This window comes from Corynebacterium mendelii (assembly GCF_017307055.1).
GTDB lineage: Bacteria > Actinomycetota > Actinomycetes > Mycobacteriales > Mycobacteriaceae > Corynebacterium > Corynebacterium mendelii.
Genome location: NZ_JAFLEQ010000017.1, coordinates 275,444 through 297,231, shown reverse-complemented (window position 1 = coordinate 297,231; position 21,788 = coordinate 275,444). Strand labels below are relative to the sequence as shown.

The following is a 21,788-nucleotide window of genomic DNA, read 5'->3' as shown; positions in this document are numbered from 1 at the left end:
TCCGCCGGTGTGGCTGGCCAGAAACAATCCGGAAACCCTGCCGGTCACCTCTTCCGGGGTGCGCCTGGGATTCGGCTCCAGGCAGCAGTACTGCCCGACCAGTGCGGTGTTCCGCAGCGCCTGCCGTGACCTGGTCACCGCCATGGCCACCCGCTTCGGCGGACACCCGGCGGTGAAAATGTGGCATATCTCCAACGAATACGGCTGCCACATCCACGAGTGTTTCTGCGACAGCTGCGCCGCCGCCTTCCGCCGGTGGCTGGCCGGGCGCTATAAAACCATCGGGGAACTCAACCGTGTGTGGGGTACAGCCTTCTGGTCGCAGAGCTACACCAGCTTCGACCAGATCACCCCGCCGGCCGATATGCCCACCTTCCACAATCCCGGGCAGCTGCACGACTGGAAACGGTTTAACTCCGACATGCTGCTGGAACTCTATAACGGGGAAAGGGAAATCCTTAACCGCCTGACCCCGGATATTCCGGTGACCACCAACTTCATGGGGCTGTTCCCGCACTGCGACTATTTCCGCTGGGCGCGCGATATCGATGTGGTCTCCGACGACTCCTACCCGGATCCGGCCAACCCGGCCTCCGCCGCCGAAGTCGCCTTCGAGGGGGATGTGATGAGGAGCCTGAAAAACAAGCCATTCATGCTGATGGAACAAACCCCCTCGGCAGTGCAGTGGCGCGGCGTGAATTCCCCGAAACGGCCCGGACAGCATGCCCTGTGGTCACTGCAGCGCATCGCCCACGGCGCCGACGCTATCCTGCACTTCCAGTGGCGGCAGTCGGTCCGGGGAGCCGAGACCTTCCACTCGGCGATGGTTCCCCACGCGGGCGAAGACTCCCGCATTTTTGAACAAACCTGCGCTTTGGGCCGCAGCCTGGCGCAACTGGACAGCGTCTGCGGCAGCGCCGTCACCAGCCGGGTGGCCATGCTGTTTTCCTGGGACAGTGAATGGGCGCGCTGCTGTGCCATCGGCCCGACCGAGCACCGTTTCGGTGAAGGCGCCCGCGCCTGGCACCGCACCCTGTTCGAACATGGTCACACCGTCGACTTCGTTGATCCGGCCAATCTGTCCGGCGCCGCCAACACCACCGGCCAGCCGATCAGTGACCTGACCGACTATGCGCTGATCATTGTTCCGGAATTGTTTGCGGCAGATAAAAATGTTGCCGAGCAGCTGGAAAAAGCCGCCGCCGGCGGGGCACAGATCATCGTCGCCGCCCCCAGCGGGGTTGTGGATTCAACCGGTCAAGCAAGCCAGCTCAACCTGGGCGGTGCCCTCGCTGAGCTTGCCGGGGTACGGGTTGTGGAGCACCTCACCGCCAGTGTGCCCCGCTGGGAAGGGGCCAGCAGCTTCGACCGGTTGTTTGCCGCACCCGATGAAAGCTGTGACCTGATCACCGGGGCGGTGACCGCCACCGGCGGCAGACAGTCAGTGGCGGTGACCGTATCTGACCGGGCGCTGGCCGACTCGCTGGAAAAATTCGGCCACAGTGGCCGGCAACTGGAACACGCGGGCAGAATCTGGGCGGAATCACTCGCCGGTGCCGGTGACATCGATGTGCTGTGCACCTATGCCGACACCGGCTCCGCGCTGGATATCGCCGGACAACCGGCCATCACCAGCAGACAGGTGGGCCGGGGATCGGTGATGTATGTGTCGGTGGACGCCAGAGCCGTTGTTCGTGCCGCCCTGGTTGACCGTGCCGCATCGATCGCGGGCATATCCACACCGACAATGACCATCGGCATCCCCGGGGTTGAGGCGATTGAACGCGGGGACAACCTCTTTGTGCTCAACCACAGTGACGACACCGTCACCATCGGTGACACCACCATGGACGAGCTCGGAGCCGATCCCCGGGCGCTGACCGTCGGCCCCCGGCAGGCGGTGGTTGTTCCGCTGAAGTAGGGCTTTTTACCAAAAAGCCGGCACCGTGAACACGTTCCGGTTCCATGATCGACTGCAACTCCCACCGTCCGGTGGCAGGCCTTGGGGCGAAGTGGCCTGTCCACCGGGCGGTGGTGTTTTTCCACACGCACCACACATCGGTTCGCTGCAGTGAGGGTGTGTGGTGATCCGTTGGCCGGTGGCGCTGTGGCGGGTGCTGGTTGCCGGTGGGTGGGGGTGGTGTAACAGACGTCTGTTATTTTCCGCGCCTGTGGCCTGCGCATTTTTCGACATGTCCTTTGTGGGGGAATTTTTCCGGGGGTGATGCGGCCGCCTTGGGGCGGGCTGGTGGCCTGGTCGGCGGGGTTGGAAATTGTGATGTGCATCAAACATGTGTTCGTGCAAGGAACCGTTCGCCCGTGTGTTCGGTCTAACTGTGTTGATGGCCTTGATGGGCCGGACAAATACAGGTGAAAAGACTTTTTTGGGACGGTGTTTGTGATGTCGAACATGAAGGCGAGTGTTGAGTCGTTTGTGGTGATGCCTGATGAGGAGATTTCCACGGCGTTGGATATTGCCATGCGGGCCAGTGAGCATTACATGGCACAGGCGATGATGGTTATCGGTGTGATGGCGACCCGCCGGTCGCATGAACGCTCCGGGTGTTCGTCGATGGTGGAGTATCTGGTGCAGGCTTTTGACAAAAGTGCCACCTGGGCGCGGGAATCGATTGCGATCGGCCGTTTTCTTCTTGAGCACGAGTTGGTGGCGGCCGAGTTTTTGGACGGTAAGTTCACCCGGAGTCATGTCACTGTGATGGTGCGCCACCCCGAGGCGATGAGTGATGCTGATTTCTGCACCACCGCGTCCCGTCTGCCTGTAGCCAGGTTTCGGGATGTGGTTGCCGGTTTGTGTCCGCCGAAGAAGAAAAAAGGGCGGCAGCATTTCGTGAAGGTCACCCGTATGCCTGATACCGGGGCAGTCGCGGTCCGCGCCCTGCTGGATCCGGTGTTGGGGATGAAGGTGCTGGCGTTGCTGAAAATGTCGGAGCTTCAGGCCGGCCAGTCAGCGAAAGTCATGGCCGATGTGGTCACCTGCGGGGATCTTGAGCAGGCTTTCAACCAGGCGGAACAACAACACGACACCGTGACCGATCTTCTGTCGGACCCGGCGGATAACGACGCAGTCGACCAAGCACTGGCCCAGCTGACCAACACAGCAGACGATCGCCTCCAAGGGGATACCAACTCCGGCACTGACACCGGTGACGACTGTGGCACCGACACCCGCACCGGCGATGGTGCAGATTCCGATGCTGGTGTGGTTGGTCGTTTGCGGACTCGGGTGGATCGTAATGGGAGGTTGTTGTCGTTGTTGTGTCGTCAGACGTTGCTGGCGTCGGTGAGGACGTGCAGGGTGTCGCGGTTTGGTTTGCCGTCCGCGGCGAATTCGTATGCGGCATTGTCGTTTTTGGTGGATACGGCGTTATCGGGGGGTGGCTGGTCGTCGTCTGTCAGGCGTGCCCCCGGGGTTCGTGTGGGTGTGACGGTGCGTGAGGGTGGTGCTGTGCAGGCGCATGGTTGTGAGATTAATCGCCCATCCTTGGAGCATTTGTTGCTCAATGGTGAGTTGGTGCCGTTGGTGGTGGATTCAACGGCGCCGGGCCGGATGTGGATGGGGCGTGGTGCGCGTATCGCAAACGATGACCAGATTGATGCGTTGATGCATTTTTATGGCGGGAAGTGCGCGATGCCGACGTGTGTGAACCGGAAATTCATCGAGATTCACCATGTGGGCAATTGGAGCCACGGCGGTAAGACCGATATTGAGAATCTGATTCCGTTGTGCAATTGGCATCATGCCGAGGTCACTGCGGGGCGGATGATGATTATCGTTCCGGAAGGCCATCCGGACAAGCTGGTGTTTCAGATGACCGGGCAGCATAGTTGGGTGGCCACGGACAGGTATTTGCCTGAAAAGTGCCACAAGCCGTTGTATGTGTGGGGCCGCACCATGCACGGGGAGATGGTCGAATCGGAGGTGCGGCCGGAGTTCGCCGCGCATGCGATGCCGCAGGTGCCGGTGGGAAGGAAGGTTCTTGTCGAGCAGGGGCTGTATCTGCCCGCCGCGTTGAGTGAGCCGCGGGAAAGGGCGATTATGGGTGCTGCCGTCAAACACGCGCTCGGTATCGACGGTGACACCGACTATGGGGAGCAGTGTCTGCCGGAAACAGGTGTCGCGGTGATGACGTTGGTGAAAGATTCCACCGGCTGTTTCCTCTATGACGTCGATATCGAGAAAGAATTCACCACCCCCGGCGGCGCGTTCTGCTACGAGGTGCTGCCGCCGAAAACCAGGTGCCTGATCTCGGCTGTCCGCAGACTCAGGCAGAAAAGAAACCAGCCCCGCACTACGGGTGTGCGGGTACCGCTGCGCGCGCACCTGCTCTACCGGGTACCCGCAGAAAAGAAAACACCCTGGTCCGGGCTGGTGTCGCTGGCTGCGGGCAGGGCGCAGGGCCGTGTCGATGCGACTGCCCGGCCGGTTATTCCGGAGACGACTGTGCTTGTTGACGGTATCGATAAAATCATCGCCTACGCCAACAACCCCGCACTTCCCGATAGCACCGGGCAGATATCCGGTATCTACACCACCGAGCAGCTGCTTGACGGCAGCTGGATTTCTGCCTGCGGCTACGCCTGTGACAGCGATGACGGTACCGCTATCGGTGTCGATGATCTCGACCCGGAACAAATGATGATGCCGGCACCGCCGTGTGACCCGGTCAATATTCTCATCGGCAGCCCGTGGCGTGTCCGGCCGATGAATGGCTACGCCCGCCATACCCGGGCGATAGCGCACGCGGTGCTGCCCGATCCGGATGTGACCGCGCGGATCGGTCGTTTCCCGCAGGCGATGGTCCCCAGCCGTATCTTCGCCCCCACTATCGCCCGTAACAGTGGTTTCGATACCGACGTCAGCTGGCGGCAGCTGATCCGGCTGGTCAAACTGGTCCGGTTGGCTGACACCATCGGCATGGTCACTCTCACCCGCCATAAAATCGAGCGCCTCACCCCTGAAGAACTCGATATCCCGGGGCTGACAGCCCACCTGTGTGACGTTTTGTGCCTGGAAATCATCGACCACACCGCGGTCCTGCTCGCCGGGGAACCGACACGCACCGAGCTGATCGAGAAACTCTCTTTCGCCGGCGACGTGTTCACCACGCATCCGCTCCACCTGATTGACCAGGCACTCCACGCCCGCGGACACGACGGCATTGCCGACCGACTCGCCGACACACTCGCCTACTACACCCAGCCGCAGCTCCCCGCCGGAAACAACACCGACGGCGACAACACCGACGGCGGCAACGGCGGTGACACGTCCGATGAGAGCGGCGACAAACCTAGCGGCACCGGCGACACCGTCGACAAGCCCGACGAGGGCGGCAACAACAACTAGCCGCACCGGCCGGTAACAGATGTCTGCTACCGGCCGGTGTTGTCATGTTCCCGCTGTCACGACAGCGGCGGACAAAAAGAAGTCAGTCCTCTGGTTTGCTATCGTCCAGGTCGTCGTCGGAGCCGGTGAAGTTGAGGAAGGCTTCCTCATCCGGCTTATCGGCCAGCTGGTTGCGCAGATAGGATTTCGCGGCCTGTTTCATGCCGATGTCGCGGCCGGCCCGTTCCGACAGGTACCAGCGGTGCTCCAGGATTTCGTGGAACAGCTGGGCGCGTTCGAGTTTGTGGGTCAGCTCCCGGGGGATCATTTCCACAGTCGGTTCATAGATCTCCATCATCCAGCGGCGCGCGAGTTCCTGGTTGGGTTCTTCATCGATACCTTTGGCGCTGGCCCAGGTGCGCATCGTGTCGAGGATCCGTTTCGCCTGTTTTTCGTGCACGTCCAGCCCGGTGAGGAACCTGACGCGGCGTTTGTTGTGCCCGGCGTCGACGACTTTCGGCTGGATGACGAAGGCTTCTTTGCCGGCGTCGTGCACCATGGTCATTTCGGCGACATCGAAGCCCAGATCTTCCAGCCGTTCGATCCGCCGTGCCAGCTTCCACCGCTCATCCATGGCGATGGTTTCCTCGCTGGTCAATTCATCCCACAGATTCTCGTACGAGCTGACTACCCGGGTGCCGATACCGACGACGTCGGCATCTTCGGGGATCAGTCCCGCGGCCTGCAGATCCATCAGTTCGCCGATGATGTTGACCCGGGCCAGTTCCAGGTCGTGCCCCCGCTGTCCGGCGGTCAGTTCCTCGTGGAGTTCACCTGTTTCCGCGTCCACCAGATAGGCGCTGAAACCTGCGGCATCCCGGCGAAACAGGGTGTTCGACAAAGAGACGTCCCCCCAGAAGAAGCCGAGCAGATGCAGTTTGACCAGCAGGACGGCCAGCGCGTCGATCAGACGGGTGGTGGTGGCTTCGTCGATTCCGGAGGAAAACAGCGCCCGGTAGGGCAGGGAGAAAGGAAGATGGTTGGTCACCAGGCAGGACAGGAGTTCCTCGCCGTGGATATTGGTGCGTTCGGTGATCACCGCCGCAGGGGTGACGCAGGGTGTTTTCAGCCGGACGAGTTTCTGCAGCATCCGGTATTCCCGCCACGCGATGGGGGCCGGGGTTTCCTTGATGGCCACCACAGAGCTTTTCAGCCGCACGAAGCGCACGGTGTGGCGGGAAATGCCGCGGGGAAGGGCGGCCAGGAAACGGGTGGGCCATTTTTCCAGTGGCCGGTCCCACGGCAGGGACATCAGCTCCGGGTCGGGGTTGGCGGCATTGATCTGCAAAGGCATGGGTGATCGGTTTTCGTCTTCGGGGGGATGTAGATCCACCGGTGGGGGAGAAGTATGCGGGAAGGGGCACCGCTGGGCGGCACACGGCGGGCCACCCGCGCGCACCCGGTGGGTGGTGCGTGGATGGCCCGTGTTCGTGTGTGTTTGTGTCGGGTTGTCCTGCTGTCGGCCGAGCTATGGCAGCGTCGGCCGACAGGGAGATTTAGGACGGCAGGCGCTTGCCGGTGGATGCCGAGAAGTGGTGCTGGTGCTCGGGGCGGACACGGACATGGATGATGTTGCCGCGGCCCGGTGAAGTGCGCGGGGGAACACGCACAATGATCTGGCTGGCTTCATCTTCGGCACCGGAGCCGAGCTTGGCGCCTTCCACACCGGCCAGCTGGCCGTAGACGAAAGCATCCGAGCCGAGTTCCTCGACCAGGTCGATTTTGACCGGAATGGAGACACCGGCCTGCTCGTCGACAACTTCGAGAGCTTCGGGGCGGAAACCGATGATGATTTTGCCCTGGTCTTCCGGGGTGACTGCGGCGAGCGTGTCACGGGACAGCTCCACACGGGCCGGGCCGAGGACGGCGTGGTTTCCTTCAATATCGAAGGTGCCCAGGTTCATGGCCGGGGAGCCGATGAAGCCGGCGACGAATTCGTTGGCCGGCTCGTCGTACATCTGCTGCGGGGTGCCGACCTGCTGCAGAATGCCGTCTTTGAGAACGGCAATCCGGTCGCCCATGGTCAACGCCTCTGTCTGGTCGTGGGTGACGTAGACGGTGGTTACCCCCAGCTTGCGCTGCAGGGAAGCAATCTGGGTACGGGTCTGCACACGCAGTTTCGCGTCCAGGTTCGACAGCGGCTCGTCCATGAGGAACACCTGGGGTTTACGCACAATGGCGCGGCCCATGGCCACACGCTGACGCTGACCACCGGACAGGGCCTTCGGCTTGCGGTCCAGGTAGGGGGTCAGATCCAGGATGGCGGCGGCTTCTTCAACCCGCTTGTTGATCTCGTCTTTCGGGGTGCCCGAAATCTTCAGGGCGAAGCCCATGTTGTCGCGCACGGTCATGTGCGGGTACAGGGCGTAGTTCTGGAAGACCATGGCGATGTCGCGGTCTTTGGGCTGCACGTCGGTGACATCGCGGTCACCGATGAGAATACGGCCGGTGTTGACGTCTTCCAGGCCTGCCAGCATGCGCAGCGAGGTGGACTTGCCGCAGCCCGACGGGCCGACCAGAACCAGGAATTCACCGTCCTCGATGTGCAGGTCGAGTTCGTCGACCGACGGTGTGGTGGCACCCGGGTAAATACGGGTTGCTTTGTCGAATGTGACAGTTGCCATGGGGTTATCTCCTCCACCGGCAGGTACGTGCCGGACGATCCGAGTGGAGTGGCAGGACGGCCGCCGCCGGATCCGGTAGCGGTACCGGGTGGCGGTGCAGGATGTCCTGGTCACTTATTGAATATTGTCCACCCGCACCCTGTGTGGGATCCGTCACTGGTGGCGGATGTATGCGGGCTGAGTTACATCATTGCACATTCCGGCGGCAAAGTCAGCGGGCTGGCGCGAAGAAGTGACACACAACATGCATCCTGCAATCACAAACAATCACCAGTTGGTTCATGATCGACCATTTTCGGCTGTTCCTCCGCCGCCAGCGGCCGGACAGCCGGGCGGCGGTGGGCGGAAAAACGGCCGATGTTTTTGTCAACCACCGCCTTTTTCGGGGGCGGTTGGGGTGCGTGTGCGCCACCCCTTTTTCATGTTCCAACGGGCGCTTGACCGGCTTTTTTCATGCTTGTGCAGCAGTGGTATTCCCCGCCGGTGCCCGCCGGCGGCTGCCGCATGCGGCGGTGAAGAAGGCAAAATTGGAAACCATGGGTCGAATTCACAACGATGAGGAAGGTACCGGTGGGGCAGCAGTGAACCACGCACAGCAGAAATCTTCAGGAAGGCTGACGCTTCCCATTCAATCCGGCATGGATGAGCGGGTGGGGCAGCTCATCGGGATGCTGGGGGCGGACTGGGTGCGCAATTCCGACGGCACCAGCCTGCCGGATACGGCCGCCCAGTGGGGTGCCCGCATCATGTCCACCTATTTCCCGGCCCGCGGCGACAACGAGTTCGCGCTGGCTCACCCGGATGAAACCACCCGCATGTTCCTGTCCTCGGCCACGGTGACCGCCATGGAGTCATCCCCGCTGGATATTGAGGTCGCCGCCGAGTACTACCACAAACAGATCGCCCCTGATCTGGGAGTGGATACGGAGCGTTTCTGGCAGGTGATGGACCGTTCCACCGGCTGCCCTTTGAAACGCTCCGACTGGCGGATTTCCACTGTCCCGCGTGATGCGGCCGACTGCGACGATGATTGGCCGGCCGATGATCCGCGCCGCGAGGTGGTGACCGTCACCATTGATTCGCCGGAGCGTTTCCACCTCTACAGCGTCAACTTCATGGCGAAACAGATGTGGGATTCCACCCAGATGTACAACTATCTCACCAACGGCTGGGAGGATGATCCGCAGCGGAAAAAAGAAATCCCCTACGATATCCGCTACCCGGCGACCCGGCAGTTTGCCCGGGAGCAGCTCACCCGGTGGCTGGAGGACAACCCGCAGGTTGATGTGGTGCGTTTCACCACGTTTTTCTACCACTTCCATCTGGTGTTCGGCGCGGACGGGAAAGAGAAGTTCGTCGACTGGTTCGGCTACGGGGCATCGGTGTCGCCGAAAGCCATCGACGCCTTCGAGGCCGAATACGGCTACCGCCTCGACCCGGAGGTGTTCGTCGACGAGGGCTACTACAACTCGCCATTTCGCCCGCCGCGCAAAAAATTCGTCGACTGGATGGATTTCACCAGCCGGTTCGTCGCCGAGCAGGCCAAACAGCTGGTTGATATCGTGCACGCCCACGGCCGGACGGCCATGATGTTTCTGGGCGACAACTGGATCGGCACCGAACCCTACGGTGACTATTTCGCCGGGATCGGATTGGACGCGGTGGTCGGTTCCGTCGGCAATGCCGCCACCTGCCGCATGATCAGCGATATCCCCCATGTCAGCATCCACGAGGGCAGGCTGCTGCCCTACTTTTTCCCCGACACTTTCCACCCCGGCGGGCAACCGGAAAAGGAAGCCTGGTCCTCCTGGCGGCAGGCCCGCCGGGCGATTGTGCGCTGCCCGCTGGACCGGATCGGCTGGGGCGGGTATCTCAAACTCGCCGATGAGGCTCCCGGTTTCACCGAAGTCATGCAGTCCATCGCCGGGCAATTCCGGGCCATCCACGACATCTCGCAGGAAGACAGGCCCGCCACCTGCGGGGTGAAGGTCGGGGTGCTCAACGCGTGGGGTGCCCGCCGCAGCTGGCAGACCCACATGGTTGCCCATGCTCTGCCCTACGAGCACACCACCGCCCATGTCGGGGTTGTTGAGGCCCTGGCCGGAATGGCGGTGGATGTGGAATTTGTGTCTTTCGCCGATATCGCGGACGGCGTCCCGGATGACATTGACGTGCTGATCAATGTGGGTGAGGCGGCCACCGCTTTTTCCGGCGGGGCGGCCTGGCGGCAGCCGGGTCTGGCGCAGGCGGTGCGTGATTTCATTGCCCGCGGAGGCGGGATCATCGGGGTGGGGGAGCCTGCGGCCTGCCCGGGTAACGGCCGGTTTTTCGAACTGGCCGATGTATTCGGCGTGGACCGGGAATGCGGCTGGTCACTGTCAACCGACCGCTATTTTTCTTTGCAGCCCCACTTCATCACCGGCGGCGGCATCCCCGGCCACGGCACCATCCCGGCGTTTGACCCGCAGGGCCGGCCGGGCCAGGTCACCGTGGTGCGCGACAGCGTGAAGGTGCATGCCGCCCATGGCCAGAGCATCGATATCGCCACCAACTGTTTCGGTGACGGGCGGGCGGTGTATTTCGCCGGACTGGGCTACAGCGCGGACAATGAGCGCCTGCTCTACCGGGCGATTATGTGGGCGGCCGGACGGGAAGACAGCTATGGCGAGCTTCCGGTGGCGCAGTGCCCGCAGGTCGATACCGCCTACTACCGGAAGGCGAACAAACTGCTGGTGTTCAACAACGGCGGCACGCCGGTGACCACCCGCCTGTCGTCGCTGGTTGCCGGGGAGATCACCCTGGACGCCGGGGAAAGCCGGTGGTTCGACATCGACTGAGCGGGCGCTCAGCGGTCGTGTGCGGCCATGACGATCACCAGGTTGGAGACCGCGAATTCCCGCAGGAGGGGAACCGCGGTCACCCACCACGCCCACCCCGGGTGGTAGCGGGGGAACAGCCCGACCAGCCGGTGGCCCGCGGCGGCACGTTTTTTCGCTTCGGCGATGCCGCGGGCGGCCGACACCGCAAACAGGCTGTGGCCGAAAACGTTCTTCGGCGGGTGGCCGTTGATTTTCTGGTAGCGCCGGCGGGCGTAGTCCCCGCCGATGTAGTGCGGCAGCAGTCCTGTCTCATGCCCGCCGAACGGCCCCAGCCACACGGTGTAGCTGACCACCACCAGCCCGCCGGGGCGGGTGACGCGCAGCATCTCGTCGAGCATCTGCCACGGCCGGTCGGTGTGTTCGACGACGTTGGAACTGACCGACACATCAAAGGTTGCGTCGGCAAACGGCAGGTCCTGCCCGGTGGCCCGCACATCGGCCGCCCCCGGCAGCCCGGCGGCGGTGATTTCCCTCTGGTCCGGTTCCACCGCCAGATAGCCGGCTCCGTAGGCGGCGAAGGCCTGCCGGAAATATCCCGGTCCACCGCCGACGTCGAGGATTGTTTTCCCCGCCAGCGGGCCGGTGCCGGTGTCGGCGCACAGGCGGGAAATCATCCCGGCGGTGTCCTCGGCCAGACTGCGGTAGAAGCGTTCCGGGTTGTTCTGCTCGTCGGGATAGGACCGCAGCAGGGCCAGCGACCGGGTCAGGGTGGCGGCGGCGCGGGTGAGCGGCAAAGCATCGGGCACGGTTGTCCACTGTAGGCGCCCGGCGGATCCGCCACTGTGGCCGGGCCGGATGTTCCCCCAAGAAAAACCTGGGAAAACGGTATGAAGTTGCTGGTCAAGATGGGTGTGGGGGTGTCCGGTTGCGGTCTTGTGGGATAGGGTGAAGGCCACCATGAAGATTTTGCTGCTGTGCTGGCGCGATACCGCCCATCCCCAGGCCGGTGGTTCCGAACGCTACCTGGAACATGTCGGCGGCTATCTGGCGCAACTCGGCCACGAGGTTTATCTGCGGACGGCCGCCAGCCGGGGGCATCCGGCCACACAGACCATCGACGGGGTGGTCCACCACCGTTACGGCGGGAAATTCACCGTCTATCCGCGGGCGTTCCTGGCGATGCTGGCCGGGCGGATGGGGCTTGGCCCCTACCGGCACACCGATGTGGTGGTCGACACCCAAAACGGCATCCCGTTTTTCGCGGTGTGGGCGATGGGGCAGCCGACGATTGTTCTCACCCACCACTGCCACCGGGAACAGTGGCCGGTGGCCGGGCGGGTGCTTGCGGCGGTCGGCTGGTTCATTGAATCGGTGCTCAGCCCCAGGGTGAACCGGCACTGCGACTATGTGACGGTGTCGGGTCCTTCCGCCGAGGAACTGGTGGCGCTGGGGGTGGATGCCCGCCGCATCCACATCATCAGAAACGGCGTCGACCCCATCCCGGAAGGCCTGCCGGTAACCCGCAAAGACGGCGCCTGCCGGCCGGTGCATCTGGTGTGCCTGTCACGTCTGGTGCCGCACAAACAGATTGAACACGCCATGGATGTGGTCGCCGCTTTGAGCGCGACCCGGCCGGTGGTGCTGGATGTCATCGGCTCCGGGTGGTGGGAGGAGAACCTGCACGCCTACGCCCGGCAGCTGGGGGTGGCCGACAATGTGGTCTTCCACGGGCAGGTTTCGGAGGAAGACAAACATGCCCTGCTGGCGGCGGCGGATCTGCACGTCATGCCGTCGCGGAAAGAAGGCTGGGGGCTGGCTGTCATTGAGGCGGCCTGCCACGGGCTGCCGACGGTGGGATACCGGTGTTCGGCGGGGCTGAATGATTCGGTGGTCGACGGGGTCACCGGGGTGCTGGTGGACTCCAAGGCCGAACTGATCGCCGAAATCTCCCGGCTGATTGATGATCCGGCGGCGGTCGACGCCCTGGGCGGGAAAGCCAAAGCCCGTGCCGCCGGGTATTCCTGGGTTGATACCGGCCGCCGGTTCGCCCAGCTGATTGACACGGTGGCAGCCCCGGCCAGCCGCCGGTAACACAGGCAGCGGCAAGACGGGCTAGCGCGGTTGGTGCCGCCGCCGGCGGCAGGCAACCACCAGTCCCGCCGGGACGGCAAGCCACAGGGCCGTCAGCAGCAGCGGGGCCACCGCTGCCGCGGGATGGGGCGCGCAGCCGGTGACACCCGTCGGGTGGGCGGTGCCCCCGGGGTCGATGACGGTGCCGATGCCCAGCCGGTCCAGGGTGGTGGTATCGCCGTCGGCCCAGGCCTGCCGTGCGGTGGCGTGGCGGGCAAGATGCGGGTCGGTGACCACCCCGTCGACCCGCAGCCCGGCGGCGGGAAACGCACCGGTGGTTTTCAGCAGCGGATCCACGGCCACCCCGCCCGCGGGGGTGGCGACCAGGTCACTGGGCCGGTCGATGATGCTGCTGCAGCGTGACAGGTTGATCCGGTCGGCGGCACCGGTATCCGGTGCCGTCAGGCTGGCTGTCACCGCCCCCGGGTCGACCGGCTGCAGCTGGCCCACAGCCTGCGGGGCGTCGGGCATCTGCAGGAAAATCAGGACCGCCGCCGCCCCCGGCGCCAGGCCCGCCACCGGCCACGGCAGCCGCACGGCGGCCAGCCCCGCGGCGTACGCCGGGAGGACAAGGGCCAGAAATTTCTGGCTGTCGCGCACAATCCCCAGCGCCGGGACCATGTCGATGGCCTGTGCCAGCTGCTGGCCCGCCACCACCGGCGCCACTGTGACAGCAATGCCCAGCCCCGCCAGGACGACAAGACGCCGCGGCACCCGGCCGAGCGCGGTGGCCGCGCACAGCGCCAGGGCGATACCGAAGACGGCGGCCCCCTGTTCCCGGGAGGCCGGGACTGCCGCGGCATTCCAGATTCCGCCCAAGCCGGCCAGTGTCGCGGCCAGCCCGACGCCGTGTTCGGCCCGCGGGGCGAAGGCGGCCACCCCCGCGGCCGCGCCGACAGTTGCCCGGCCACCGCCGCCAACCAGCACCGGCACCAGCCACGGCAGGGCGCACACCGCCGCGGTGGCCCCGGCCAGGAGGCGTCTGCCGCGGGCGCAGACAACCGCGGTGACGGCGGCGACCACCAGCCCCGGCGGTGTCAGGGAGGCGCCCCATATCCCGAGCGCCATCGGCAGCGGTGCACCGGCCAGGGCGCACCCGGCCACCAGCACCACACACCAGCAGGCCACCACATAAGACCACTGGCCCTGCAGCAGCCGTTCGACCACCAGCGGGTTGTAGACGGTGATCGCCATGGCCACCGTCGGGCGGAAAAAACCGTCGGCCCCGACATGCCGGGCCAGCACAAGCGCCCCGGCGCATCCGGCGGCGCAGCCGCACAGCAGAAACAGCCGGGCCACGATATCGGCGTCCACAAGATACGACAGCACAGCCAGCACACCGTCCTGCGGGACGGCCCGCGGCCAGGCGCCGGTGAAACCGAACATGTCGGGGGTCAACGCCAGGGTGTGCGGCACCGACATGTCGCGGTGGACAAAAATCCCGCGTCCGGCCACCGGCCACAGCACCAGCCCGGCCAGGATCACCGCACTGCAGCCGACAGCGGCCTGTCTGAACCTGTCCACGGCGGCTAGGACACTTTCGCGGAGCGGATCCGGCGGCGCAGCGCACCGGCCGACAGGTATCCGACAGCGGCCAGCGAGATGCCCGCCATAAGCCACACAATGTCGCGGAAACGGGTGGCGGCTGCCAGATCACGGTGGAAGTGGAGGGCGCGGTCGGCCGCATCATCACTGGTGGGTTTGTCGTAGCCCGCGGTCATCGACAAGGCGGTGCGCTGCCCGGCGGGGGCGAAAGTTTCCGGTTCCACCCGCCCGCCGGTGCCGAACGCCTGCACTGCCGCTTCCTGCCGGGTGCGGGCGAATTCGTCGCGGACTTTCACTGTTTCGTTGACAATGATCCCCGAATCCCGGTGGACCACCACCACCCGGTGGACAAACCGGTAGCGGCTCAGCTTCACCGGGGTGTCGGGGTCAAGGCCCTGCGCCCGCAGTTCAATTCCGGTGTAGGCCCGCCCGGCCGCCACTGTCAGGCGGCTGGGGTTTCCGGCCGGGTTGTCCGACAGGTTCACCGGCCCGGTCAACTGGTGGAAAGCATAGTTTTTCACCGTGTCGGCGGGCACCGGGTCGGCGTAGTCGATCGGGGTGGTGGTTCTGGTCAGCGGGTCGAAAAATTCCACGGAGCGCAGCGGTGTCACCGGCGGGAAGAAAAACGTCAGCCCGGTGCCGGGGGCCGGAAGGATACGGGGGGTGTCGTTGACGCCGACGACCGGCTGGTCGAAGCGGGCGGACACCGTCGTCCCGTCGGCGGGTCGGCCGTGGACCCGGTCGACGGTTTCGGTGACGGTGGTCGACCACAGGGGGATACCGCCCGCCCGGGCGCTGCCGCGGGCGGTAATCGCGACGTTTTTCCGCGACTGCGGGTCAGGGGCGGTGGTGATCACCCCGGTGGCTTCCACCGGAACCGCAGTCCGGGTGAAACAGCCCAGCCGCGCCGCCGGGCCGGCGCAGTCGGGCTGCCCGCCGTGCGGGCGGTCATCCAGCCACGCTGCCGAATCGAAGACCACTTCGGCCCGCCCGCTGAACCCGATGTCGACCCGGTTGTCCACCGCCGGGATCAGGTGCGCCTGGTTGAGTACCGCCGACTGGAAGGCGGTGGCGGCCACTGCACAAGCAACAGCGATAACCAGCAGGACAGCCGCCGCCGCCCGGTAGGGGCGTCGGCGGAGAAGATTTCTGGACATTGCGGGCCTGTGGGTGGGTCGGTGAAGAGAAAAATGGGGGGCGTCCGGCCGGGCGGGGACAACCACCACGCGGCCGGGAGGAGGGGGCGACAACAACCATATCCGGTGCCGGCCGGTCCCCAGCCGCCGCCCACCCGGCCGGCTATTGTGCTGCCGGTACCGGGCGTTGTCCCGTCATCAAGGATGAAACGCCGCGGGAACACACCCAATCTAGTTCACCCGGTTTGCATGCGCCTGAAAAACCGTGCCGCCGTTGCCGGTTTCCGCAGCCCGCGCCGGATCACCAGCAGGAAGACACCCCCAACCATGACCGTCCCCGCAGCCTGTCACGCGCCCCGTTTCAACCCGGCGCTGGAAGGTCTGCGGGCGGTGGCGGCACTGGGGGTGATGACCACCCATGTCGCCTTCCAGACCGGGGTGTCGCCGAGCGGCCATATCGGCGGGATCCTCAGCCGCCTCGATTTTTTTGTGCCCGTGTTTTTCACCCTGTCGGCGTTTGTGCTGTGGCGCCGCCACGGCACTGTCGCCGGGCTGCGCCGCACCCGGTGGGGGGTCTACGCCATCCGGCGGATTTTCCGTATTGTGCCCGCCTACCTGGTGGTTGTCGGCCTGGTGCTGGTGGCCCACCCGCCGGCCTTCGGGGTGCCGGCCGATGTGGCGGCCGCCACGGTGCTGATGGTGCAGATTTATCTTCCCCACGGCCTGGCGCCGGGGTTGACCCACCTGTGGTCACTGTCGGTGGAGGTGGCTTTCTATGCGCTGCTGCCCGTGCTGGCGGTGGTGCTGTCACCGGTGAAAAAAACCCGGGCACGGCTTGTGCTGCTGGTGGCGGTGGCGGTCGTCTCCTACGGGTGGGCGTGGATTCCGGCGGTGGCGGCAAGCCCCGCCGACGGGATCGCCAACCGGCAGATCTATCCGCCGGCGTTTGCCAGCTGGTTTGCCGTCGGCATGATCGCCGCCGAAATAGAGCCGCGGGCGGAGACATTCGCCGCGTATCTCATCCGCTGGCGGTGGGTGTGCTGGCTGGCGGCGGCCGGGGTGCTGTGGGTGGCCTCCCGGCCGTGGTTCGGCCCGGTCGGGCTGGTCCATCCCGATGCGCCGGAATTTGCCCGCCGGGTGGCCGCCGGAACAGTGTTTTCCGCCCTGGTGGTTGTGCCCGTGGCGCTGGCCCCGCGGCAGGGGATGCTGTCCGGTCCCGTGGGGCAGATGCTGGGCCGGTATTCCTACGGAATTTTCCTCATCCACCTGCCGGTGCTGGAACAGGTCATGGTTGTCATGGGGATCCCGGTGTTTTCCGGCCACACTGGTGTGGTGTGGATTGTCACCGCGGTGGTGACGGTTCTTGCCGCCGCCGCGCTTTACGTGCTGGTGGAACACCCGGCGCGGGTGCTGTCGGTGCGGCTTGTCGGGTCGAGCACGCAGGCGATGGCCACCAGGGCAGCCGCCACCACGAACGGGCGGTCGCCGGCGTAGCCCGCCGCAGGCCACGGGGCGTGCGCCAGCCACAGGGCGGCCAGGGCAAACGATATGCCCGCCAGTACCGGCTGGGGCAGCAGCCGGGTGAGGCTGACTGCCGCCACCGCGATACCGGCGACGACACCGGCCAGTCCGCCGATCAGCCACAGGGCGGTGGCTGACAGCGCCCCGGCGACAACGTCGTCGGCCACCCGCGGGCGGCGGCCGGGGGAGGGCGGCCATCCGGCCGGTGGTGTTCCCGCCCGGCGGTATCTGGTGGCCAGCGTCCCGGCGGCGGCCATGGTGACCAGCCACACCAGCCCACCGGCGGCAAGCCCGCCCCGGTAGAGGCGGTCGCCGCGGAAGGTGACGGTGACCCGGCCGGTGGTGTGCGGCGGGATGACCGCCCCGGCCAGTGCCCCGGCGATCATGGTCGGTGCCAGCGGTTGGTTGCCGCTGCCGGTGGAAAGGCCCACCGACAGCCCCGGGCGGGCGGCCCGCCCGGTTGAGACCACCTGCGGGTGGGCGGCCGCGGCCACCGAACCGTCGGCGCTCAGCGCCGCCGCGGGTGGGGCCGGCCGGCCGGTTGACAAAAGCAGCCAGCCGGGCGGGCCGGTGATGGTGTGGCGCCCGGGGGCCAGGTCGATGCTGTGCCCGCAGCCGTGGCCGGTGCCGTCAATATCAAACAGCACGGGTTTTTCAGCGGCGGCGACCGCTTGTGCCGCCAGCGCCGGTGACTGGTGGTCGCGGCACACAGCCGCATCCAGTGTCACGGTCAGCGCGGTGGACAGCACGACCGCCCGGTTGAGTGTTTTCTCCCCGCTGGTGAGGGTTTGCAGCAGAATGTGTGACACTTGCCCGCCGGTGGCATCAACGGTGATGGTGCGGCCAACCGGATGCCCGGCAACGGAAAGCTCCGCCAGGCCCGCCCGCCCGCCGCGGGGTGCCACCCGCACGGTGATCTCTTCCACCCCGTCTGCGGGGATGGGCAGTGCCGCGGTGCCGAAAGCCGCCAGCTCGACGGTGGTTGCGAAAGGCCTGCCGCCGGTGGCGGTGACGGTGGCGGTGACCGCCCCGGTGGCGGCTGTGAGCACCAGCTCGGGGTGGTCGAGCGGCCGGTCCGGGGTCAGTGCCACCCACGGGTTGTCATCGCCCGGCTGCGGGTACCAGGCTGACAGCACGTCGCCGTCGGTGAGCGCGGTGACCGATTCATGCTGCCGGGACCCGCCGAAAGATATGGGCGATGATGCCTGGGAGCTGGCGGTGACCGTGCCACCGGTCGTGTGTACCGTCACCGGCGGCAGCCGCGTGGGGTAGTCGGTGACCGGGTTGGTGACCCCGGACAGCCCGGTTTCCCCCTCGGCCAGCACCGCGGACGTGGCGTGCCGCAGGCGCCCGTAGTTGCGGTCGACAAGCTGCGGGGTGTCGGTGACAATACGCGGCCGGGCGGCCGGTGCGGCGGTCGTGTCGGTGTACAGTCCCGGCCCGGCCAGGGCGGCCACCAGCGGCATGATCTCCGGGGCGCCCTGGACTGCCGTGACATCCCCGGCGGCGGCGGTGGCCATGCCCGCCGACTCGTCGATGGTGACTACCGCCATACCATCCAGGTCAGTGACCGGGTAGCCGGCGGCTGACCACACCGCCAGCAGCCGGTCGGCGCGGCGCCGGTCGGCGGGATCGCTGAGATCCCGGCGTACCGCCACCAGGCCGATACCGAAGGTGGCCAGCGCATCCCCCATGGCCCGGCCGTCCAGACCGGGGGCTTCCAGCAGATGGGTCATCCCGTCCAGCAGGCGGATCGCGCCGGGTTCGGTCAGCGGGATCGCATCCCGCACCGCCCACGGCACATCCAGCAGCGGCTGCAACGGCTCATCATTGGTGTTGCCCCAGGTGAATCTGCCGAAACCCGACGGCGGGTAGATCAGGGTGCGGGTGGTGGCGCCGTGGGCGTTGATCCAGTCGGCCGTCCGGCCGATGTAGTCGGGTACTTTTCGCACAGCCCCGGCGGGCGCCAGCTGCCCGGTGACCACCGGGGCGGCGCCGGCGGCCACGGCAAGTGCCACCAGCCCGGCGGTGACCTGCGCCGGTGACGGGGACAACCACTCGGCCCGTGTCACCGGCACCGGGAAATAGGCGGCCAGCCCGGTGATGCCCACCGCCAGCGGCAGACGCACCAGCACATCGGCTTTGTGCAGGTTGCGCAGCGCCACCCCGGCGCCGTCGAGAAAGCCGGTGACCTGCCCGCCGAGCGGGCCGTGGGCGGCGCACAACACCACCACCCCCAGCCCGAACATCCACACCCAGATGCCGCGGTGGACAACAACCGGGGCCCGCCGTGCCCGGCCGGGGGCCGCCCACCAGCCGTGGCGGGTGGTCCCGGCCAGTCCCGCCAGCCCGCAGGCGGCGGCCAGCCCGGTGGCCAGCACATGGGTGGGGCTGGTGGCCTGGGCGGTGGCGGCGGGCCGGTGCCCGTCGGCGAACGGCACCCAGTGGGTGGTGCCGCGCAGCACCTCGACAGGGTTCAGCCAGCGGGTGGTCACCCGGGCTGATTCGATGAAATCGGTAAACGGCACCGCCCACCGGCCCATGACCAGCAGCGGAATAATCCACCACAGGCTGACCATGACCACCCCGGCACACCACCACAGCAGTGTTTTCACCGCGCCCGGCCGCCGCCCGGCAACCGCCGCGGCCAGCACCACCAGCGCCGGAAGCACGGCAAACAGGTTGGCGGTGGCATTGACCGCCCCCAGACAGCCGGCCGCCACCACCGAGCAGGCCACCGGGGCGGGCGGCCACCAGCGGCGGGCCGCGGGGCGGGAAACCGTCTCCAGCAGGGGGGTGACAATCCACGGGGCCAGCACCACCGGCCAGGCTTCGGAGGAAATCGCCCCCACGGTGGCGGTTATCCGGGGGCTGGCGGTGAAAAACACCGCCCCGGCGACACACCAGAACAGCCCCGCGGTCGTGGCCCGGCGCAGCAGCCGCAGCATACCGGAAAACCCCAGGCCAAGGATGATTGTCCACCACAGCCGCTGGGCGATCCAGTCGGGCAGCGGGTCCGCGAGAAGAAACAACAGCCCCTGCGGAAACAGATACCCGTAGGCCTGGTTTTGCAGCTGCCCCAACGTGAACACATCGGTGTAGGCGGTGGTGGCGCCGGCAAGGAAATGGGCGGGATTTGCCACCAGGTCGTGTTTGGTGTCGGCCACCGTCAACCCGGGGGCGCTGGCCAGTGCCGCGACAAGCGAGACAAGCCACCCCGCGATATGCACCGGCAGGTCACCGCCACGGCAGCGGGCGGCGGGCGGGTGGTGGCGGGCGGGCACACCGGCCAATCTAACCGCCCGGCGGGCTGGCGTGCCGGTCACCTGTCGGCGGCGGGGGCGCTGGCGGGGTGACCGTTGGCGATTTCGGCCCCGGCCACTGACTGCCGGGAACCGTATTCCGGACCGCCGAGCAGTGGATCGACCACCGTGCCGGTGGTGTGCTGGGGGGCAGGATCATCCCCGCCGCCCAGCGCCGCCACCCCGGCGATGGCCGCGATACCGACCACCATGCCGATCACCGATGCCGCCAGCGCCGGCCCGACGGTACGCCGGTTGAGGGAATCGGATTCAAAAGCCATGGTGTCTCCGGCGCGTCCTTCCATGTGTACGGGCTGGCGTGGGGCACACACGCCGGTGGGCCGGGTGCATCAGGGACCGGTGGTTAAAAAGGCACATGAAAAAACCGGGCGCCCCATGCTGTGCGGGCGGGTGCAAGAAAAGTGTAGCCGGTGGCCCGCCGGTTAAACCAACGCGAGCCTGGCGCAGCCGCCGGCGCCGCGGTGCGGGCCGGGTTAGCGGGGACGGGTGTTTTTCGGCGGGACAATCAACACCGGCAGCCCGGAATTGTGCAGCACGGTCTCTGAGGTCGACGACTGCAAAAAACCTTTCACCCCGCCGGTGGCCCGGGTGCCGGTGACAATGACATCGGCCCCCAGATCGAACGCGGCGTCAACAATGGCCGACCAGATGGAGGTGGTGGTTTCCACCAGATGCGCCCCGCAGTCGGCGCCGAGCTGTTTGATGATCTCCGCGCCCTCCCGGCAGGTGGCCATCGCCTCGGTGTAGGCCGGGTCCTCCGATGCGGCATCCTCGGTGAGATCCACCACCGCCACACCCGGCGCCCCGGCGGTTTTCATCGCCTGCCGGCTGATCGACTCATAGGCGGTGACCACCTCCAGCGATGACCCGGTAAACAGGGCCACCGCATATTCCAGACCACGGCGCGCTTCCTCCGACCCGTCGTAGGCGATCAGTACGGTGGTGGACTGTTGCATCAGTGCTCCTATGGGTGGGTGTACTTTTTAAAAACCGGTGGTCGATGACCCGGGGTGGTTCCGGTGGCTGCTGCGGCAGGCCGGGCGTGGCCCAAATCCTAGTGCACCACCGGCCGGGATGCCGGGCCGGGGGAGCACCCCGCTACAGTGGTGGGTCCCCGCTGGTGCCCACTGCTGTCCGTTGCTGTTTTTCCCGCACCGGACAAAACCCCGCGGCAGCGCGCACATGTCACCGTCCGGGGCAGCCGGGTGCATAATATGGTGCACCGCTTCCTCCGCGGCCGGAACAACCGGCGGCGCAGCCGGGTTCCACGTGTCCACGGTGTTGTT

13 protein-coding genes are annotated in these 21,788 nt (G+C 66.2%); 5 read left to right on the top strand and 8 right to left on the bottom strand.

Annotated features, from left to right (window positions below; genetic code table 11):
- The coding region (locus tag JZY06_RS11535; protein WP_207279702.1) for a beta-galactosidase at nt 1–1,921 on the top strand (1,921 nt) is incomplete at its 5' end.
- Between the two features lie 489 nt (nt 1,922–2,410).
- Nucleotides 2,411–5,365: an HNH endonuclease signature motif containing protein gene (locus JZY06_RS11530; RefSeq protein WP_207279701.1), complete on the top strand. Its 2,955-nt coding sequence runs from the start codon at nt 2,411–2,413 to the stop codon at nt 5,363–5,365.
- Between the two features lie 82 nt (nt 5,366–5,447).
- On the opposite strand, the gene JZY06_RS11525 is transcribed toward JZY06_RS11530, so the two are convergent.
- Together JZY06_RS11525 and JZY06_RS11520 are read right to left on the bottom strand one after the other, a co-directional pair.
- Nucleotides 5,448–6,698 carry a DUF4032 domain-containing protein gene (locus JZY06_RS11525; RefSeq protein ID WP_207279700.1) on the bottom strand — a complete coding sequence of 417 codons (1,251 nt, stop codon included), beginning with the start codon at nt 6,696–6,698 and terminating at the stop codon, nt 5,448–5,450.
- Nucleotides 6,699–6,900: 202 nt separating this feature from the next.
- Nucleotides 6,901–8,028 carry an ABC transporter ATP-binding protein gene (locus tag JZY06_RS11520; RefSeq protein WP_207279699.1) on the bottom strand — a complete coding sequence of 376 codons (1,128 nt, stop codon included), beginning with the start codon at nt 8,026–8,028 and terminating at the stop codon, nt 6,901–6,903.
- Between the two features lie 536 nt (nt 8,029–8,564).
- On the opposite strand from JZY06_RS11520, the gene gnpA reads away from it, so the two are divergent.
- Nucleotides 8,565–10,865: a 1,3-beta-galactosyl-N-acetylhexosamine phosphorylase gene (gene gnpA / locus JZY06_RS11515; protein WP_207279698.1), complete on the top strand. Its 2,301-nt coding sequence runs from the start codon at nt 8,565–8,567 to the stop codon at nt 10,863–10,865.
- Nucleotides 10,866–10,873: 8 nt separating this feature from the next.
- On the opposite strand, the gene JZY06_RS11510 is transcribed toward gnpA, so the two are convergent.
- Nucleotides 10,874–11,653, bottom strand: coding sequence for a class I SAM-dependent methyltransferase (locus JZY06_RS11510; RefSeq protein ID WP_330617278.1), 780 nt, complete (start codon nt 11,651–11,653; stop codon nt 10,874–10,876).
- Between the two features lie 151 nt (nt 11,654–11,804).
- On the opposite strand from JZY06_RS11510, the gene JZY06_RS11505 reads away from it, so the two are divergent.
- Nucleotides 11,805–12,938: a glycosyltransferase family 4 protein gene (locus JZY06_RS11505; RefSeq protein ID WP_207279696.1), complete on the top strand. Its 1,134-nt coding sequence runs from the start codon at nt 11,805–11,807 to the stop codon at nt 12,936–12,938.
- Between the two features lie 21 nt (nt 12,939–12,959).
- Here JZY06_RS11505 and JZY06_RS11500 read toward each other — a convergent pair whose 3' ends face one another.
- Entirely contained in the window at nt 12,960–14,501 is a 1,542-nt protein-coding gene (locus tag JZY06_RS11500; RefSeq protein ID WP_207279695.1) for a hypothetical protein, read from the bottom strand.
- Between the two features lie 5 nt (nt 14,502–14,506).
- Complete coding sequence (locus JZY06_RS11495; RefSeq protein WP_207279694.1) at nt 14,507–15,679, bottom strand: porin PorA family protein; 1,173 nt, start codon at nt 15,677–15,679, stop codon at nt 14,507–14,509.
- A 306-nt stretch (nt 15,680–15,985) separates the two neighbouring features.
- On the opposite strand from JZY06_RS11495, the gene JZY06_RS11490 reads away from it, so the two are divergent.
- On the top strand, nt 15,986–17,152 hold the full coding sequence (locus JZY06_RS11490; RefSeq protein WP_207279693.1) for an acyltransferase family protein: 1,167 nt from the start codon (nt 15,986–15,988) through the stop codon (nt 17,150–17,152).
- Here JZY06_RS11490 and JZY06_RS11485 read toward each other — a convergent pair.
- The 3 genes from JZY06_RS11485 to JZY06_RS11475 all read right to left on the bottom strand — a co-directional run bounded on the left by JZY06_RS11485 (nt 17,038) and on the right by JZY06_RS11475 (nt 21,458).
- A complete protein-coding gene (locus JZY06_RS11485) occupies nt 17,038–20,463 on the bottom strand; it encodes an alpha-(1->3)-arabinofuranosyltransferase domain-containing protein (protein WP_207279692.1) in 3,426 nt (1,141 codons plus the stop codon). The two genes, JZY06_RS11490 and JZY06_RS11485, sit on opposite strands and share 115 nt — an antisense overlap.
- 38 nt (nt 20,464–20,501) lie before the next feature.
- Nucleotides 20,502–20,762 (bottom strand): DUF2613 family protein, encoded by a 261-nt coding sequence (locus JZY06_RS11480; RefSeq protein WP_207279691.1) that lies wholly within the window; start codon nt 20,760–20,762, stop codon nt 20,502–20,504.
- Nucleotides 20,763–20,975: 213 nt separating this feature from the next.
- Complete coding sequence (locus tag JZY06_RS11475) at nt 20,976–21,458, bottom strand: universal stress protein (RefSeq protein ID WP_207279690.1); 483 nt, start codon at nt 21,456–21,458, stop codon at nt 20,976–20,978.
- Nucleotides 21,459–21,788 lie beyond the last annotated feature (330 nt).

What these genes read in the sequence shown, in the direction of transcription:
- JZY06_RS11530 (WP_207279701.1), top strand. Translation starts at nt 2,411, where the DNA reads ATGAAGGCGAGTGTTGAGTCGTTTGTGGTGATGCCTGATGAGGAGATT.
- JZY06_RS11525 (WP_207279700.1), bottom strand. Translation starts at nt 6,698, where the DNA reads ATGCCTTTGCAGATCAATGCCGCCAACCCCGACCCGGAGCTGATGTCC.
- JZY06_RS11520 (WP_207279699.1), bottom strand. Translation starts at nt 8,028, where the DNA reads ATGGCAACTGTCACATTCGACAAAGCAACCCGTATTTACCCGGGTGCC.
- gnpA (WP_207279698.1), top strand. Translation starts at nt 8,565, where the DNA reads ATGGGTCGAATTCACAACGATGAGGAAGGTACCGGTGGGGCAGCAGTG.
- JZY06_RS11505 (WP_207279696.1), top strand. Translation starts at nt 11,805, where the DNA reads ATGAAGATTTTGCTGCTGTGCTGGCGCGATACCGCCCATCCCCAGGCC.
- JZY06_RS11495 (WP_207279694.1), bottom strand. Translation starts at nt 15,679, where the DNA reads ATGTCCAGAAATCTTCTCCGCCGACGCCCCTACCGGGCGGCGGCGGCT.
- JZY06_RS11490 (WP_207279693.1), top strand. Translation starts at nt 15,986, where the DNA reads ATGACCGTCCCCGCAGCCTGTCACGCGCCCCGTTTCAACCCGGCGCTG.
- JZY06_RS11480 (WP_207279691.1), bottom strand. Translation starts at nt 20,762, where the DNA reads ATGGCTTTTGAATCCGATTCCCTCAACCGGCGTACCGTCGGGCCGGCG.
- JZY06_RS11475 (WP_207279690.1), bottom strand. Translation starts at nt 21,458, where the DNA reads ATGCAACAGTCCACCACCGTACTGATCGCCTACGACGGGTCGGAGGAA.